Here is a 16,141-nt window from a genome sequence, read left to right as displayed (position 1 = left end):
CATGGGGTGAGCAAGAATGCATATGAATCAAATAAAAGTAATGCTGGAATTGCAGGCATTTCAAAATTTAAATAGTAAAACCAAACCGAATTCTAATTCAGCTAACATATTTTATGAAATACTAAACAGCCAGATGTTAGGAGAAGACTCCCTGACGTCCAAAACAACCGGCTATACATCAAGCAGCTTCATAAATACCCTTTCCATCTTACCAAAGCAACTGTCAAAGCTTTCTCGGCCTAGTGGAAACTTTGACAGCATCATAAATGAGGCTGCAGACCGTTATCAAATTCCCGCTAAACTAATTAGCGCAGTGATTCAACAGGAATCAAACTTCAATCCGAATGCCATAAGCCCTGCCGGAGCTGTCGGGCTTATGCAATTAATGCCGCAAACAGCAAAATCGCTAGGAGTCGAAAATGCCTTTGACCCATATGAAAATATTATGGGGGGCAGTAAGTATTTAAGCCAAATGTTAAAAAAATATCATGGTGATACAGAGCTTGCACTTGCAGCCTACAATGCCGGACCTGGCAATGTGGATAAATATCAAGGGATTCCTCCATTTAAAGAAACGAAAAATTACGTTCAAAAAGTAAAAAATTATTACTTAGCCTAAGTAACGAATTTAAGAACCCCGTTAAAAACGGGTTTTTTCATGAAATTCATACAACTGGCAGTTTTGCACGAAAAAACACGAAAAACCGCTGAAACCGAAAGCTTTTCCTTGCCTTTTTATTCCTATAAACCTATTCATACCCTGCTTTAAGGCTATTTAATTGAGATATAATAGGCAGCTTGTTAAAATAGAAGAGTATTTATAGATTGTTATATATCAGCCCAATATACCGTTTATTATCAAGGATGCTTATACTACATGGCAAAGGGGATTTAAATATGGTCGAAAATGCACCAACACCATTCGACATGATTGGGGAAGAAAAACTGTACCGGTTAATTGATGCTTTTTATCGTCGTGTTGCAAACCATCCTGATCTCGCACCCATCTTTCCAGACGATCTTACTGAGACTGCTCGAAAGCAAAAGCAGTTTATGACTCAATTTTTGGGCGGCCCACCATTATACACTTCAGAGCATGGACACCCAATGCTACGAGCCCGACACTTGCCCTTTGAAATAACAGAAACAAGAGCAAAGGCGTGGCTTTCTTGCATGGATCAGGCAATGGACGAAATGGGGCTAACGGGTTCTTTTCGCGAATTTTTCTTCGCGAGACTAATCCAAACTGCTCAACATATGATAAATACGGATGAAAACCAAGACATGAAAGGTGAGAGAACGTGACAAACGAAGAAGCATTAGAATATAAGACTGCTTCCTTTCCCTGTCACTGCAATGAAAATAAGCCGATTGAAATTTATATGTTCATCGATCCACTCTGCCCAGAATGCTGGGCCCTTGAGCCAATCATGAAAAAGCTTCAAATTGAATATGGTCAATATTTTAAAATAAAACACGTTGTTAGTGGACGTTTGGCGATGCTTAATTTAGGTAGGAAACAAAAGTATGAAAATATTGCAGAGCTTTGGGATAAAACGGGAAGCAGATTTGGAATGTCCTGTGACGGTAGTCTTTGGCTTGAAAATCCTATCTCAGCTCCCTATCTTGCATCCATTGCCATTAAAGCAGCGGAACTTCAGGGAAGGAAAGCAGGCATCCGCTTTTTACGTAAGCTACAGGAAATGCTATTCCTGGAAAAGCAAAATATATCAACATTAGAAGTGCTACAAGCCTGTGCAGATAGTGCTGGATTGGATGTGACTGAATTTATTTCAGATATCCATTCGAATAGCGCCGCAAAAGCATTACAATGTGATTTAAAAATCACTTCTGAAATGGATGTTGCTGAAATTCCCACGCTTGTATTCTTTAATGAGAATATTGAAGAAGAAGGAATTAAAATTACAGGTAATTATCCTTATGAAGTCTACGTCCAAATTATTGAAGAAATGTTACCAGAGGAGCCTGTAAAGTCTAATCCACCACCATTAGAGGTATTTCTTAAGCATTTTCATTTAGTTGCCTCTAAGGAAATTTCAGTTGTCTATAATAAAACAGTACAGGAAGTGGAAAGGGAGCTTAAGAAACTTCAATTAAAACAATTGGTTGAGAAAGTACCTGCTAAATACGGCACTTTTTGGAGATATAACCCAGAATCATAATAATCGGTATAGAATATTTGACNTTTCTTACGTTTCACACGTTGCCACGCTTCCCATAGAATATCAGGACGATAGATTTTGTCATATAAAGCGTGAAATCTTCGAGTTGGACATTCCTTGGCACAAAGATATAACGTCTTCCAGAGTTCTTGAGCTTTTACATTATTGGTGTAGTTAGTCATTTTCCTGACATTCACTGACTCTTACCTCCTTCTGACATATGAACGAAGTAGGGTAATGGCTAACGCCGTCCTTCCCTAGACAATGTTGTGTTGTCATTGTCATCATTGGTACTATGACCCCCTCCGACTCCCTCTCATCCATCTACCATTTCGTTTGCACTTATAGGTTTCTGCTTTACTTTCTTGAGAAAGTGATGAGGAGGGTATCCCCAGTTCCGTTAACTACTTTCCTAACATGTCGTTCCCCTTACCCCGAGAGATTCTTCGGTGCTGCTGTTCCAAGTTCTTCACACCTTCCATGGTCTTCGCCCATATTCACAAGGCTCGACTTCTCTTTAGCCACCGTAGGTGGGTTCTTTTGACGAGACGGCAGGATTCACTTTATGTTACAACCTGTTAGTTTGCTCGCACTCTGCTAGAGAGTTACTTTGTCACAGGGCTTCAACCTTAGAATTTCTTCACCAGTTGCCTGTCAGCTACTGAGCGTCTTGGTACTTACTCAGATTGGACTTTCACCAATTAGCAATTAACGGCTTGCTGGGCACGCCAAAGAAAAAGACCTTGCTCTCGCAAGGTCTTTTTCAATTAAATACGAACAAAGGGGATGGGAGAAATTTTTCACGGTCAAACAAAGGGGTATATGTTTGCTTGTGATCAACTTCACGGTATAAATATATCATCTGTGGAATGGGATGACAAGATATTTGTGCGCTGATTCACATAATTGTCAAAAACATGTCCTATATTCGCCTTTCAAGACATATATTAAATAATATCTGTGATTAAAGTTGCATGCGGAATATTTATTTTTCAAGGGGGATTGGGCTTTGAAGAGAATAAAGGTCATTTTCCTAGTCCTGTTGATTATAATATCCTTTGGTCTGCAGATTCTTGGGTTAATGGAGCTATTACCGATTTATTTTACTTCACCTCTATTATTTGTTTCCTTTTTTATATTTCTGCACTATCTTAATAATCGGAAGCGATTTAAAGGCTTGTAATACAGGCTAGTATGAGTCAAAGAAAAAGAGCTGGTGTGACAACCCAGCTCTTTTTTCTTTAGAGCAGCTGCTCTAATTCCGTCAGCTTTTCATCAAAAACTTTACATGCATCTTCAATTGGCTTTTTACTTGTCATATCCACACCGGCTTTTTTCAATACCTCAATTGGATAATCCGAGCTTCCAGCCTTCAAGAAATCAATATATCGTTTAACCGCAGGCTCCCCTTCGGTTAGAATCCCCTTACTTAAAGCAGTTGCCGCACTAAAACCGGTTGAATATTGATAAACGTAGTAATTATAGTAAAAGTGTGGAATCCGAGACCATTCTAAGCCGATTTCATCATCAATGACCATTCCTTCTACACCATAATACTTTTTATTTAATTCATAATAATCCTTCGTTAAGCTTTCAGCTGTCAATGCCTCATTATTTTGCGCTTTCTGATGAATTAAATGTTCAAACTCAGCAAACATCGTCTGTCTGAACACTGTTCCCCTAAAGCCCTCTAAATAATGGTTTAAAAGATAAATCCGTTTTTGCTCATCATTGATGGTTTTTAATAAATAGTCATTCAACAATGCTTCATTACATGTAGACGCAACCTCTGCCACAAAAATCGAATAATTCCCATACGGATATGGTTGAGTCTTTCTCGTATAATAGCTATGGACAGAATGTCCAAATTCATGGGCAAGTGTAAATAAATTATTAACATTATTTTGCCAATTCATTAAGATATATGGATTTGTACCATATGTTCCGGATGAATAGGCTCCACTTCGCTTGCCTTTATTCTCATGAACATCAACCCAACGATTTTCAAAGCCTTCTTTTAGAACCTTAATATACTCTTCACCAAGAGGTGCTAACCCCTTTAGAATAAGGTCCTTTGCCTCTTCGTAACTGATTTCCATTTTTACATCTTTGACAAGCGGTGTATATAAATCATACATATGCAGTTCATTGAGTCCTAATACCTTTTTGCGTAGCTGGACATATCGATGCAATAATGGAAGATGCTCATTTATTGTACTAACGAGATTATCATAAACACTTTCAGGAATATTATTTTCGGATAGCGCAGCCTGACGAGCTGAAGAGTAATTCCGTACTCTAGCATAGAAATTATCCTTCTTCACGTTGCCACTTAATGTGCTCGCAAAGGTATTACGGAATTTGCCATATGTTTCATACACCGCTTTAAAGGCATCATGACGGACCCTTTGGTCTGCACTTTCTAAAAAGCGGCTGAATCGGCCATGTGTTACCTCTATTTCCTCACCCTTTTCATCCGTAATACATGGAAATTCAAGGTCAGCGTTATTTAATGTACTAAAGGTATTACCAGAAGCCCCCAGTACCTCAGAGGCTTCTGCCAATAAAGCTTCTTGCTCAGCCGTAAGAACATGAGGTCTCTGCCTATTAATTTCCTCTAAGGAGTGTTCATATAGCTTTAATTCCTGCTTTTCAGTCAAAAAACCATTCAGCTTCGCTTCTTCAATGGATAAGAGCTCTGGAACAATATAGGCTAACTGACTGGCTGCCTGCGAATAAAGGTTTTTCATACGATCGTCTAGACCTTGATAGAAGGAATTCGTCGTATCCTGGTCAAAGCGCATATGTGAATAGGTATATAGCTTACTTAGTCGCTCTAATAATTGATCCTGATATTGCAGTGCACGATATAGTGTATCCGCACTTTCGCCTAATTTCCCTTGAAATTCTTTCGCACCAGGAATTAATGATAATACTTCTTGAAATTCCTGTTCCCATGCTTCATCGGTTGCAAAAATATCCTCTAACCTCCACGTATCCTCAACTGCAATTTCACTTCTTGACGGAAGCTTATTTACTGCTGCTTCATTTGCCATGATAATCCTCCATTCATATATAATGAATTCTCAATTTCAAGTCTTGCTAACAGGGTGATAACTATCTTCTATTAGTTTACCGCAAATTCCTTCCATTTAAAAAAGTTAACTCCCTTTATCTATCCAATTGTAGAAGTGGAGGACTTCTGCTGAATGAGGTTAAAAACCAAGTGGGCAGATTTCTGATAAAAGACCTCCTCTTGCTCCTGCTGCTTTAGACAATGTTCAGGAATCATGATTTCTTTCTTCACCTTAAAAGTAGTACTGTTTACCGCTTCTAAAATATCAAGGCGCGCTAATAAATGGAGATATTCTGATAGAGGCTTGACCGGACTACTATCTGGTGCAAGTGGAAGAAACCGTAGCTTAATATGCTGTTTACTAACTCTATCCATAAAGCTGCGATAGATGTTTCCAAACGATATGATTTCCTTTTTCGCCCGATAAAAACAGTCCATAAACAAATAAGACTGCCATATCAATGGAGGAGTTTCGATGATGGGAGCGTTAGGAACCGGTAAGCCAAGTATGACAGGTAAGAGGGATATATTCATAGAATGAAGATACAGTTCCTTTAAAAAGTCAGAGCGAAATCCTTGAAGTAGTATGCTTGACTTTTGCTTACGTATCTCTTTTCTCCACTCATGGCTGGTGCAGGTATTTAAGCCTTTAATAGGCATGAGTACATCCCTAATGAGGATTGATTGAAGTGTAAATGTAGTTATTTCACACAGGGCATTTGTTGGTGTTACAGGTGAAATATTCGTCATGAGGATAAATTGGTTAGAGGTAGGACAAAATGCAGGAAGAAACCACTGGCCTGAAGAGCTTTTACGGAGAAATAAATAGTCAAAGCTTGTCAGTGTTACCTTCCTTGTTCCTTTCCGATTGATATTTTTTCCTCCTAGTATCCAGATGGGTTCGATATTATGACTAAGATATTGACGGGTCCTTTTAACCATTAGCTCTGGAGGAATCACTGCGCATTGAAATTCAAATGCATAATCCTTTCCCATATATGTGATCCCAATATCAGGCCTTTGCCGAATCAAGGGAAAATAGGGTTCTATCTTGGGATGAAGATCCTGCATACCAAGCCATTCAAATAATTGGAGCTTCCCATTCATATGATACTCTGATTCCCTTTCATAGCTTTCAACACATAATGAACCCTTTTGATGGGCAAAATGTTCCATCTTCTTTGTTCCAACCTTCATAATAACCTTTTCCTTACATTCTGGACAAAAGAATCCCCCCTTCTCTTTTTCTTTTTTTAAAGCCTCCCTTGGACGCCGTGGCAGTAAATGAAAAGCAGTCCCGTCTATACGGATGGCCGTTAGCATAACTATCACTCCTTTCTCTTTCCCAATTAACATTCGCTATAATCTGACATTTTCCTTCTAGAAAAGAAAAAAATCCATTCTATTCAGAATGGATCTACTATAATAAGGGCGACAATAAACGAGAGGTTGATTCTAACAAACGATAGCCAATATGCCTTTTCCTAAATATTTCACGATGAATCTCGGTTGCATTTTGCAAATCATTGATATATTCCTTGACCAGTTTTTCCGTACTTTTCGTTCGGTATAGAAAGGCATTCACCTCAAAATTCAAGTGAAAGCTTCTCATATCCATATTTGATGTTCCTATTGAAGCAAGTTCATGGTCGACAATAAGAAATTTACTATGCATAAACCCTTTCTCGTATTCAAATATCCTCACCCCTGCATCAAGCAAATCAGGAAAATAGGAACGCGATGCATGAAAAACAATACGTTTATCCGGTTTCTTTGGTACTAACACCCGAACATCAATCCCGCTTAAAGCGGCTATTTTTATAGCTGAAAAAATGTCCTCATCCGGTATAAAATAAGGGGAGGCAATCCAAACAGATTCCTTTGCTGCTGTTATCATGGCGAAAAAGATATTTTTAATCGCACTCCATTCATTATCGGGTCCACCAGCAATCATTTGAACCCCGCCGTGTTTATTTTCTTCAAGTATTGGTGATAAATATTCTGATGTTAAAAAGCTTTTATTCGTCATATAATACCAATCCTGCAGGAAAATTAGCTGAAGTGACCTAACAGCTTCCCCTTTTAATAGGAGATGGGTATCACGCCAAAATCCGAAGTTTTCATTTCTACCTAAATATTCATCCCCAATATTTAGCCCCCCAACAAACCCTATACTGCCATCAATTACAATGATCTTTCTGTGATTCCGAAAATTAAATTTACTATTTAAAAAAGGCAGCTTAACAGGTCCGAACGGAACCATTTCTACCCCTTCACTTTTCAAATCCTGTATAAAACTTTTGGAAAGCTTCCAGGATCCAACAGCATCATATAAAAATCGGACCTTTACCCCTTCGCGCACCTTTTGAATCAATACAGACTTTATTCTTTCACCAATTTCATCGTCCCTGACAATATAATATTCAAGATGTATATGATGAACAGCTTTAGATAGCTCTTTTACAATATGGCTAAAGGTCTCCTCACCATTTGTTAAGACCTTTGTATCGGTACCAAAGGAAATAGGACTGTTACCCAATTTTTGCGCCAGATAGAAGAGTTTTCTTTGATGTGCGCCTGCTTGTTGGATTTTCCCCTCACTGACAGGATCCTGACCCTCATGCTGTAAAAAGGCTTGACGGTCAAGGAAATATTTCTTACGGAACATCTTTTCCTTGCGATAATTACGTCCAAATAGTAAATAAAAAATAAAGCCGAAAAGCGGAAAACCTCCTAGCACAACCAACCATGTTAAGGTTTGTGTGGGGTGACGGTTTTCCAGAAAAATTACAAAGCCAATGACAGTTCCTAATATCGTAATGAAAATACTTACATAACCAAATAAGCCGCTTATAATATTGACATATGTATTCAAAAAATAGAGGACAGCAGCAATCATGAGGAAGAAAAGAAGAACTTTCACCGTATTTTTCATTCCAACCTCCATTTTACGAAAGGCTCAAGCTCCTAACAGCCAAAAGAAAAGGATAACATAACCCTTTACTGTGCTCCGAAGCTGGACACCCTTTCTTTTTTTCTAAAAAAAAACCGATTCCGCAAAGGAAATCGGTATATTATAAGAAGTACTTTCTAATCTGTGAAAACACGTCTGATTCCATAATCACTTTTCCGTATTCTTCAATTCGGTAGATGGTCGTGCTGGTTTCTTGGCCATATTCAAGTAAAATACTTAATATATCATCAATTTGATCCTCTTCAAATTCATCCTCAAGAAATTCTGTATATAAGTAATAATTTCCTTCAAAGAAGAAAAGTTTCGTTGATAAATCATCTAAACCAGTTCGTTTCGAAAGGGCGATAAGATCTTCGAAGTCCTGGAATCTAACAAGGAAATCCATACGATCATCAAATTCAGTATGACTTTCATCATTTGAGTTAAAGTGATTCTCGAGGAGATCTTCAATCCTTGCATCAACAGGTAAATCCTTGAACTTTTCATCAGAAATAGGGAGCTCAAACTTATTACCATCTTTAGAGATTTGAGCTTTTGTCACTAGTATTTCCAACCCCTTATCAAGCGCTTGAACCTGAATCCACAGAGGACCTTCAACCACAAATTCTTCTTCATGGTGAACTTCATCCATCATTTCCCAGAAAAGTTCTTCACTTCGATCGCGATTGTACCAGATTTCCTCCCGATCGAATCCTCTTTCCTCAATATCAATATATGAGATATAGAACTTCACGGTGTGATCATTGATACGCTCAATGTCCATATAGCAACTCTCCCTTCCTGCATTGGTTGAAGGGACAAAATACCCCCAAAACAGATAGAAAACATTCATTCCCTTTTTTGACATTATGAATGATATTTTATACCTTGTACTCATATTTTATGATAAAAAAACAATAAAGGGAATTAAAATGCAACAAGTTTTGTAAAACCAATTAGTGCCTACATATCTTACCCATCATTGTATCAAAAGGAGCCTTATTTGAAAAGGGATATAGCTGTTACCATGCTTCCATTCTTTTCTATTTATGAGCCAATATATTTCGCATAATAGGACTTAGCCTTGACAATATCATCTGTCCCATGAACTAAGACCCTTCCATCACTAAAAAGCACAAGGCTAATGTCATGATCAGGTTTGAAGCGAATCAAAAAAGGATTACCGTTAACAGTACCAATCTTCTCTAACCTTTCTGCCTGTTCTTTCATATTAATAATCTGTCTCTTTCTCGGATTAATTTGCACGGTATCACGTCCGCATAAGGTTGTATAGCTAACCTGCTGGTTGGAGGAGCGGTCTAAAAAATCAAACCTCCCCTTACCGCAAGTTGGACAATCCGGACTTCTTCCATGGGTAATATCCATCTGCATGCTTGAATTGTACCAGATATCAATTTGCTCTAAATTGGATGTTGTCTCTGCACCTACTAAAAGCTTGATTGCCTCCATTGCTTGGAATGATCCAATAATATCAGTCAAAGGAGATAAAACTCCAACCGTATCACAGGTTTCTCCTAAGCCTGACGGCACCGTTGGAAATAAACAGCGATAACATGGTGTTTTCCCAGGAATAATGACAGAGAACATACCTCTGGAGCTGACGGCAGCTCCATGAACCCATGGAATAAGATGTTTAACCGAAACATCATTCAATAAATATCGAGTTTGAAAATTATCGGTACCATCCAATATAATATCGAAACCCGTTAATAACTCTTCCGCATTGTCCAAATTCACGTCTGAAATGATACCCTCAACAGTAACGGAGCAATTGATTTTATTTAGTTTTCTCTCAGCAGCCACAACCTTTGGGAGAGCATTAGCTGCATCCTCTTCATCATAAAGGGTCTGGCGCTGTATATTCGATAATTCCACAAGGTCACGATCAATGATCCTTACAAATCCGACACCTGAACGAACTAGATGGTTTGCCATCACGGTACCAAGTGCACCCATCCCAACAATCACGGCTTTACTGTTGGACAATTTCTTCTGTCCTTCTAATCCAATCGGCTGAAATAGAATTTGACGAGAATATCGCTGCCAGTTTTCATCCATAGCTATCCCTTCTTTCTCTCTATATTCTACCTTATCAGATTAAGGGTATATTTAAAATTTAGCAAAAAAATATAAAAATAGTAGTCTATTTATAATAATTTTTATATAATAAATACTAAGGCTACAAAATTTTTAGATTATATAGGAGAGGTGACGTAACGATGAATCTTGGCGGTTTTACAAACAAAGAAGTGTTAGTCGATTTATCAACGGGTTCAGTTGAATATAGACCCATTAATGAAGAGGATGCTATAAAATACATCGGAGGACGGGGCCTCGGGGTAAAATATGTATTAGATAACGGTCCACAGGTTGAACCATTATCTGAGGATAATATTTTATGTATCATGACAGGTCCTGTAACTGGTTCACGTTCATCCATGAGCGGACGCCTATGTGTCGTGACAAAATCACCACTTACTGAAACTGTAACCGATTCACATATGGGAGGCTGGACTGCCGCGCGTTTAAAATGGGCAGGAGTCGATAATGTTATTTTTAAAGGAAAGAGCAATCAGCCAGTATATTTATATATTGAAAATGGTGAAGCAGAGCTTCGTGATGCTTCTGATGTATGGGGATTAAGCACGAGAGCAACGATAAAGGCCATGAAGGATAAGTATGGTGAAAAAGACTTGTCTGTTATGACTATAGGTCAAGCAGGAGAGAATCTTATTCGTTATGCAGGCTTCATGAATGAGCATGACCGCTCTGCCGGACGAGGTGGTACAGGTGCTGTTGCCGGTTATAAAAATCTTAAAGCTATTGTGATTAAGGCCGCACAAAAAGGAAACATGCCACAACCTAAAAATGATGAAGAATATAAGAATGCAAACAAAAAAGCCGTTAAGGCCATCCTTGAAGGCGGTCTAACCGCACCGAATAAAGGCGGTTTATCTGTTTATGGAACAAACGTATTGATGAACCTCATCAATGAGGTAGGTGCCCTTCCTACAAAGAACTCTCAAATCACGCAATGGGAGCACGCCGAAAAGATTAGCGGTGAGTATGTAAATGAACATCTTCTCGTATCAAATAATGCATGCCATGCTTGTCCAGTGGCCTGTAAAATTGAAGTAGAGGTTAAAGATGGTCCATATAAAACAAGAGTTGAAAGTGTTGAATTTGAGTCAGCATTCGCTCTTGGTTCAAACTGTTTGGTAAGCGATGCTAAAGCGATTTCTTACATGATTGACCTTTGTAATGAGTATGGTTTGGATACAATTGAACTTGGTCATGCCTTCTCTGTTACAATGGAAGCTTCTGAAAAGGGCCTCATTGATGAGAAGCTTAAATGGGGCGATGCTGACGGCATGATCCGTTTAACAAATGACATTGTCTTCCGTAATGGCATTGGCGATATTCTCGCAGAAGGACCAGCACGTGCAGCTACAAAGTGGGGTGCTCCTGAAATTTCAATGTCCGTTAAAGGACAGTCTATCCCAGCATACGACCCTCGTGGTATCCAAGGAATTGGTCTTGGTTATGCAACAAGTAATCGTGGTGCCTGTCATTTACGTGGTTATACCATTGCCAGTGAAATCGCCGGCATTCCAGAGCCAACTGACCGTCTAAAAGCAGAAGGTAAAGGAGAATTGTTAAAAATATTCCAAGATTTACATGCATTTGGTGACTCAATGGATATTTGTAAGTTCTCCTCTTTCTCTGAAAATGCAGAGCACTATGCTGAACAATATAGTGGAATGACAGGTATTCCGATGACTGCAGATGATGTCATGAAGGCTGGAGAGCGGATATATAATTTAGAACGCTATTATAATAACCTAGCTGGTTTTGCTAAGCCTGAGGATGATTTCTTGCCAAAACGCTTTACCGAAGAGCCAGCTAGTGGAAACAGCGAAGGACTATTAAGCCGTATGGATATCATGCTGAAGGAATATTATGATGCTCGAGGCTGGGTAGACGGAGTTGTTCCAGAAGATAAACTTCGTGAATTAGAGATTGAAATAAAACAAGCGTAATGAATTAGAAAAGGCCCCTGCAATCGCAGGAGCCTTTTCTAATATTTACTAATAGGTCTATCCACCAGCCCTAAATGTCTTTTTCCTGTACTTTTGAATGAGCTCATCAAGGATTTCCTTATTATCGGCTGTAAATCGGATGTGTACGGCATTTACCTTGAACACTGCTGTAAAAGCCATTTCTTCTTCACGCAGAATGAAGGCACTCCATTTTTGCCCATGATAAAGAATAGGGAATGAATCACTCGCTTTTTCTCCGCCTAACTCTTCTAAATACATACCCAAATGCTGCAAAGGAATTCCACGGAATTCCAGCTCTTTATGATTCATCTTAACCACCCGCCACCGGAGGAAAGAGAGCAAACTGATCATGCTCAGTTACAATCGTTTGCAGGTCGTCTGCATGAATAATATTCCTACCGTTAATATAAACATGTACAAATGGCTTAAGCTTTCTCTCCTCTGTAAAAATCTCATCCTCTAAAGGAGGAAACATTATAACCATCTTTTCTAGCACATCAATTGCTTTATCACCATCTGGTTGAACATCTACTGTTACTCCCCCGCATATTTGCCGTAGGTTTGCAAAAACTTTTACCTGCACTTTATCTCGACTCCTTTATCTGATTATACTCTTTCAGTAAAGTATAATATGGATGACTAAAAGACATGTAGCGATAAAAAAACTGGCTCACAATATGGGAGCCAGCGTTTATTAATTAACAAGCCGTTGTGCTTCAAGTAATTGGAAAGTCCGAACCTTACGAGGAAGAAATCTTCTAATCTCGTCTTCGTTATATCCGACTTGCAGCCTTTTTTCGTCAATAATAATCGGTCTGCGTAATAAACCAGGATTATCTTTTATCAATTGAAATAAATCATGTAATGGCATTGTTTCAAGATTAACATCTAACTTTTGGAAAGATTTCGAACGAGTTGAAATAATTTCGTCAGTCCCATCCTCTGTCATTCGAAGAATTTCCTTAATCTCATTGATAGTTAGTGGCTCTGAAAAAATATTTCTTTCCTTGTAAGGAATATCATGTTCTTCCAACCATGCTTTAGCTTTTCTGCATGATGTACAACTTGGTGAAGTATATAACGTAACCATTTCCAATCCACTCCCTTATCATTAGACATACTCTATATATTCGTAAAAACTTTTGTTATTATTTTATGTTCTTAAATTAAAATGACTTTAATTAAGTAATTTATATTATTTATTATACACCATTCCATAGTGTTTTGGTATCCTTTTTTTGAAAAAAGAATTTAAATTGAACGAATTATTTATCATTTCTTAGACACTATGAACTCTACTATTATTAAACGATTGAGATAAGAAAAGGTTTCACTTTTTAGTAAAAAATTTTAGTTTGTTTTCATTTTTTTACGCCGTAGCTGCTATTCATTTTCATATATTAATAACTCTATATAGTGATATGAATCTATAAAATCAAAGATTATTTTCTCAATTATTAGTAGGATACTGAAAACGTATTGCTACACATTGGTTATACAATAGTACTTTATTTTTTTACTATTTAAAAAGATTCTCATTCAAAAAAGATTGAATTTATAATACAATAGACGTAAGAAGCAAATGCAAGCTTTGAAATCCACACACTGGAGGTTAATCATGGTTGCTTATACTGTAGATTTTCTATTAATTGCCTTGTTAATTATCGGAATCACTGCCATTAACGGTGTTTTAACGAACGGAATTGGAAATGCACTTTTTGGCAGAAATAAAAAATCAGAATTTGTTACTCAATCAGCTCGTGTCCAAACAGGATGGAAACAGGTTGGCGGTACAAAAAAATAATAAAAAACGATCTCATTGTGAGATCGTTTTTTATTATGCTTTGTTTTTCTTTTTCAAATCCTCGAACTCCTTCTCAGAGCAATAGACGAAATGATTTGGTGTAATTTCGCGCATTTCTAGCTTCTCATCTTCTTTGTACTGATGCACGGCAGGATCATACGTTATCCGTGTGCGAGTTCTTTCGGTTTCGGGATCAGGTACAGGTATCGCTGACAATAAAGATTTCGTGTACGGATGCATTGGATTATGATATAAATCCTCTGCAGGTGCAAGCTCTACCAGTTTTCCAAAATACATAACACCGATACGATCACTAATATATTTCACCATTGACAAATCATGTGCAATGAATAAATAGGTCAAGCCCTTTTCACGCTGAAGCTGTTTTAAGAGATTAACTACCTGCGCTTGTATCGAAACATCCAAAGCAGAGATTGGTTCGTCAGCAATAATAAAATCAGGTTTAACTGCTAGTGCTCGCGCGATACCAATTCGCTGTCTTTGACCGCCCGAGAATTCATGCGGATAACGGTTCGCATGCTCTTTATTTAGTCCTACAGTCTCTAATAGCTCATAAACACGCTCCATACGCTCCTTTTTGCTGTTTGCTAAACCATGGATATCAATGCCCTCTGCAATAATATCTGCTACGGTCATACGTGGATTTAAGGATGCATATGGATCCTGGAATATCATTTGCATTTTACGATTAAACTTTTTCAATTCGTTTTTTGACTTTTTACCATGGACATTTTCGCCATTAAATAACACCTGACCGTCTGTTGCATCATAAAGACGAATAATCGTACGGCCCGTTGTTGATTTACCGCAGCCTGATTCTCCAACGAGACCTAGCGTTTCTCCTTTGTAAATGTCAAAGGTTACATCGTCAACCGCTTTTACCATATTTGGTTTTCCAGCATTAAAATATTGCTTTAAGTTTTTTATTTCCAACAATTTCTCAACCATCTTATTCCCTCCCATCTACTAAAATTGGTTTATCAAATGTGGAGGATAATGAACGTATACGGCGTTTAACAGATGCCGGAGGCTCCACCTTTGGTGCCTCAGGATGAAGTAGCCAGGATTTAACAAAATGTGTTTCAGATACTTGATATACTGGCGGTTCTTGTTCGAAGTCAATCGCAAGAGCATATTTGTTTCTGGCAGCAAACGCATCACCTTTTGGAGGATTTGTTAGATCAGGTGGTGTTCCAGGAATAGCAGCAAGTTCTTCTTCGTCATCATTTTCAAGACTTGGCATGGAAGCCAATAACCCCCATGTATAAGGATGGCGTGGATCATAGAAAATTTCATCGACGGTTCCCGTTTCAATAATTTGACCAGCATACATAACTGCCACACGATCAGCAACATTTGCTACTACACCTAAATCATGGGTAATAAATATAATGGACGTATCCATTTTTTCCTGCAGTTCCTTCATCAATTCCAGAATTTGCGCTTGAATCGTTACATCAAGTGCCGTTGTTGGTTCATCTGCAATTAATAGTTTTGGATTCGCTGCTAACGCAATCGCAATCATTGCCCTTTGCCTCATTCCACCAGAAAATTCATGTGGATATTGATTCACTCGCTTCTCCGGCATTGGGATGCCAACAAGCTTCAATAGCTCTACTGCTCTATCCTTAGCAACAGCTTTATTCATATTTTGATGCTTGATGAGCACTTCCATAATTTGCTTACCAACCTTCATTGTTGGATTTAAGGAAGTCATAGGGTCCTGGAAAATCATGCTGATTTCTTTCCCACGGATACTTTCCATTTCTCTCTCTGTTTTTTTAACGATATCATTACCTTCTAATAGAATCTGTCCACCGGTAATTTTCCCGGGCGGTTTAGGGATTAACTGCATCAAGGTTTGTGCAGTCACACTTTTACCTGAACCAGATTCACCGACAATGGCTAATGTTTCTCCTCGATACAAATCAAAGGAAACACCACGAACAGCCTTCACATCTCCTCCATATGTATGGAATGAGACGTTTAAATTTTTTACTTCTAATAACTTTTCCATGTTCT

The 16,141-nt window shown here is 38.2% G+C and carries 16 protein-coding genes; 6 read left to right on the top strand and 10 right to left on the bottom strand.

Features of this window, described 5'->3' with window-relative positions; all coding sequences use genetic code 11:
• Positions 1-16: 16 nt before the first annotated feature.
• The 4 genes from BQ5321_RS07580 to BQ5321_RS24395 all read left to right on the top strand — a co-directional run bounded on the left by BQ5321_RS07580 (position 17) and on the right by BQ5321_RS24395 (position 3,366).
• Entirely contained in the window at positions 17-619 is a 603-nt protein-coding gene (locus BQ5321_RS07580) for a lytic transglycosylase domain-containing protein (protein ID WP_071393921.1), read from the top strand.
• Positions 620-897: 278 nt separating this feature from the next.
• Positions 898-1,305 carry a globin domain-containing protein gene (locus tag BQ5321_RS07575; protein ID WP_071393920.1) on the top strand — a complete coding sequence of 136 codons (408 nt, stop codon included), beginning with the start codon at positions 898-900 and terminating at the stop codon, positions 1,303-1,305.
• Positions 1,302-2,183, top strand: coding sequence for a ClpXP adapter SpxH family protein (locus tag BQ5321_RS07570; RefSeq protein WP_071393919.1), 882 nt, complete (start codon positions 1,302-1,304; stop codon positions 2,181-2,183). Before BQ5321_RS07575 ends, BQ5321_RS07570 begins: the two co-directional genes overlap by 4 nt.
• Before the next feature lie 1,009 nt (positions 2,184-3,192).
• Positions 3,193-3,366: a hypothetical protein gene (locus BQ5321_RS24395; RefSeq protein ID WP_187143725.1), complete on the top strand. Its 174-nt coding sequence runs from the start codon at positions 3,193-3,195 to the stop codon at positions 3,364-3,366.
• 58 nt (positions 3,367-3,424) lie between these two features.
• Here the strand turns inward: BQ5321_RS24395 and pepF are convergent, their stop codons facing one another.
• From pepF to BQ5321_RS07545, 5 genes are all read right to left on the bottom strand, one after another.
• A complete protein-coding gene (pepF, locus tag BQ5321_RS07565; protein ID WP_071393918.1) occupies positions 3,425-5,239 on the bottom strand; it encodes an oligoendopeptidase F in 1,815 nt (604 codons plus the stop codon).
• A gap of 119 nt (positions 5,240-5,358) precedes the next feature.
• The gene (locus tag BQ5321_RS07560) at positions 5,359-6,582 is read right to left on the bottom strand and encodes a competence protein CoiA (protein WP_071393917.1); all 1,224 of its coding nucleotides are present in this window, start codon (positions 6,580-6,582) and stop codon (positions 5,359-5,361) included.
• Between the two features lie 97 nt (positions 6,583-6,679).
• The gene (gene cls / locus BQ5321_RS07555) at positions 6,680-8,194 is read right to left on the bottom strand and encodes a cardiolipin synthase (protein ID WP_071393916.1); all 1,515 of its coding nucleotides are present in this window, start codon (positions 8,192-8,194) and stop codon (positions 6,680-6,682) included.
• A 139-nt stretch (positions 8,195-8,333) separates the two neighbouring features.
• A complete protein-coding gene (gene mecA, locus BQ5321_RS07550; RefSeq protein ID WP_071393915.1) occupies positions 8,334-8,996 on the bottom strand; it encodes an adaptor protein MecA in 663 nt (220 codons plus the stop codon).
• 263 nt (positions 8,997-9,259) lie between these two features.
• Positions 9,260-10,291 (bottom strand): ThiF family adenylyltransferase, encoded by a 1,032-nt coding sequence (locus BQ5321_RS07545; RefSeq protein WP_071393914.1) that lies wholly within the window; start codon positions 10,289-10,291, stop codon positions 9,260-9,262.
• A gap of 161 nt (positions 10,292-10,452) precedes the next feature.
• Between BQ5321_RS07545 and BQ5321_RS07540 the strand changes: the two genes are divergently transcribed.
• Positions 10,453-12,273 (top strand): aldehyde ferredoxin oxidoreductase family protein, encoded by a 1,821-nt coding sequence (locus BQ5321_RS07540; protein ID WP_071393913.1) that lies wholly within the window; start codon positions 10,453-10,455, stop codon positions 12,271-12,273.
• A gap of 57 nt (positions 12,274-12,330) precedes the next feature.
• Here BQ5321_RS07540 and BQ5321_RS07535 read toward each other — a convergent pair whose 3' ends face one another.
• The 3 genes from BQ5321_RS07535 to spxA form a co-directional block, all read right to left on the bottom strand.
• Positions 12,331-12,603 (bottom strand): MoaD-like domain-containing protein, encoded by a 273-nt coding sequence (locus BQ5321_RS07535; protein WP_071393912.1) that lies wholly within the window; start codon positions 12,601-12,603, stop codon positions 12,331-12,333.
• 1 nt (position 12,604) lies between these two features.
• The gene (locus tag BQ5321_RS07530; protein WP_071393911.1) at positions 12,605-12,877 is read right to left on the bottom strand and encodes a ubiquitin-like small modifier protein 1; all 273 of its coding nucleotides are present in this window, start codon (positions 12,875-12,877) and stop codon (positions 12,605-12,607) included.
• 111 nt (positions 12,878-12,988) lie between these two features.
• A complete protein-coding gene (gene spxA / locus BQ5321_RS07525) occupies positions 12,989-13,384 on the bottom strand; it encodes a transcriptional regulator SpxA (RefSeq protein ID WP_071393910.1) in 396 nt (131 codons plus the stop codon).
• Between the two features lie 528 nt (positions 13,385-13,912).
• Between spxA and BQ5321_RS07520 the strand changes: the two genes are divergently transcribed.
• On the top strand, positions 13,913-14,098 hold the full coding sequence (locus tag BQ5321_RS07520) for a hypothetical protein (protein ID WP_071393909.1): 186 nt from the start codon (positions 13,913-13,915) through the stop codon (positions 14,096-14,098).
• 33 nt (positions 14,099-14,131) lie between these two features.
• Here the strand turns inward: BQ5321_RS07520 and BQ5321_RS07515 are convergent, their stop codons facing one another.
• Positions 14,132-15,067 (bottom strand): ABC transporter ATP-binding protein, encoded by a 936-nt coding sequence (locus tag BQ5321_RS07515; protein ID WP_071393908.1) that lies wholly within the window; start codon positions 15,065-15,067, stop codon positions 14,132-14,134.
• Between the two features lies 1 nt (position 15,068).
• A complete protein-coding gene (locus BQ5321_RS07510; protein ID WP_071393907.1) occupies positions 15,069-16,136 on the bottom strand; it encodes an ABC transporter ATP-binding protein in 1,068 nt (355 codons plus the stop codon).
• Positions 16,137-16,141: the final 5 nt, after the last annotated feature.

The organism is Bacillus tuaregi, assembly GCF_900104575.1.
In the GTDB taxonomy this organism is placed as follows: domain Bacteria; phylum Bacillota; class Bacilli; order Bacillales; family Cytobacillaceae; genus Bacillus_BD; species Bacillus_BD tuaregi.
Note: the sequence above shows the minus strand (reverse complement) of the source record. Positions and strands in the feature narration are given on the sequence as shown.

Coding starts and splice junctions, on each gene's coding strand:
- spxA (WP_071393910.1), bottom strand. CDS start 13,384: ATGGTTACGTTATATACTTCACCAAGTTGTACATCATGCAGAAAAGCT.
- BQ5321_RS07520 (WP_071393909.1), top strand. CDS start 13,913: ATGGTTGCTTATACTGTAGATTTTCTATTAATTGCCTTGTTAATTATC.
- BQ5321_RS07515 (WP_071393908.1), bottom strand. CDS start 15,067: ATGGTTGAGAAATTGTTGGAAATAAAAAACTTAAAGCAATATTTTAAT.
- BQ5321_RS07560 (WP_071393917.1), bottom strand. CDS start 6,582: ATGCTAACGGCCATCCGTATAGACGGGACTGCTTTTCATTTACTGCCA.
- BQ5321_RS07535 (WP_071393912.1), bottom strand. CDS start 12,603: ATGAATCATAAAGAGCTGGAATTCCGTGGAATTCCTTTGCAGCATTTG.
- mecA (WP_071393915.1), bottom strand. CDS start 8,996: ATGGACATTGAGCGTATCAATGATCACACCGTGAAGTTCTATATCTCA.
- pepF (WP_071393918.1), bottom strand. CDS start 5,239: ATGGCAAATGAAGCAGCAGTAAATAAGCTTCCGTCAAGAAGTGAAATT.
- BQ5321_RS07540 (WP_071393913.1), top strand. CDS start 10,453: ATGAATCTTGGCGGTTTTACAAACAAAGAAGTGTTAGTCGATTTATCA.
- BQ5321_RS07575 (WP_071393920.1), top strand. CDS start 898: ATGGTCGAAAATGCACCAACACCATTCGACATGATTGGGGAAGAAAAA.
- BQ5321_RS07510 (WP_071393907.1), bottom strand. CDS start 16,136: ATGGAAAAGTTATTAGAAGTAAAAAATTTAAACGTCTCATTCCATACA.
- BQ5321_RS07580 (WP_071393921.1), top strand. CDS start 17: ATGCATATGAATCAAATAAAAGTAATGCTGGAATTGCAGGCATTTCAA.
- cls (WP_071393916.1), bottom strand. CDS start 8,194: ATGAAAAATACGGTGAAAGTTCTTCTTTTCTTCCTCATGATTGCTGCT.
- BQ5321_RS07545 (WP_071393914.1), bottom strand. CDS start 10,291: ATGGATGAAAACTGGCAGCGATATTCTCGTCAAATTCTATTTCAGCCG.